Source organism: Pseudomonas sp. EA_65y_Pfl1_P113, assembly GCF_963970525.1.
Taxonomy (GTDB): Bacteria; Pseudomonadota; Gammaproteobacteria; order Pseudomonadales; family Pseudomonadaceae; genus Aquipseudomonas; species Aquipseudomonas tritici.
Window position 1 is genome coordinate 1 of the sequence record NZ_CAXAQM010000666.1, and the last position, 435, is coordinate 435.

The 435-nt window shown below is 66.0% G+C and carries 1 protein-coding gene; it reads right to left on the minus strand.

All coding sequences use genetic code 11. From position 1 onward, the window contains the following. The coding region (locus AACY52_RS31630; protein WP_339561599.1) for a uracil phosphoribosyltransferase at positions 1–272 on the minus strand (272 nt) is incomplete at its 3' end. Between the last annotated feature and the right edge of the window lie 163 nt (positions 273–435).

A 435-nucleotide genomic window follows, 5' to 3' on the forward strand; every position in this document is an offset into this window, starting at 1 on the left:
GCCAGCATGCCGTCGAGGAAGCCGACCCCGGCGCGCAGGATCGGGGCCAGCGTGAGCTTCTTGCCGGCGATCTTCGGCGCCTGCATCGGCGCAATGGGCGTCTCGATCGGGACCATCTCGAGCGGCAGGTCCCGCGTCACCTCGTAGCCGAGCAGCATCCCGATCTCGTTGAGGATCTCGCGAAAGCTCTTGGTCGACCGGTCCTTTTCCCGCATCAGGGAAAGCTTGTGCTGGACCAGGGGGTGGGCGACGACGTAGACGTTGCTGCTCATGCAGCCGATCTACACGGTTCCGCGAATTTTCGCCAGATCGGCCGGGGGTTTTCCGCGAGGGTCCATGGCGCCTGCTCGTGTCCCGGGCACCATCTGGTCAGTTCGCGGTCAGCCGAGCTGCATGCCCCCCCTACGCGCCAAGTCCACGCGCCACGAGCGTGAT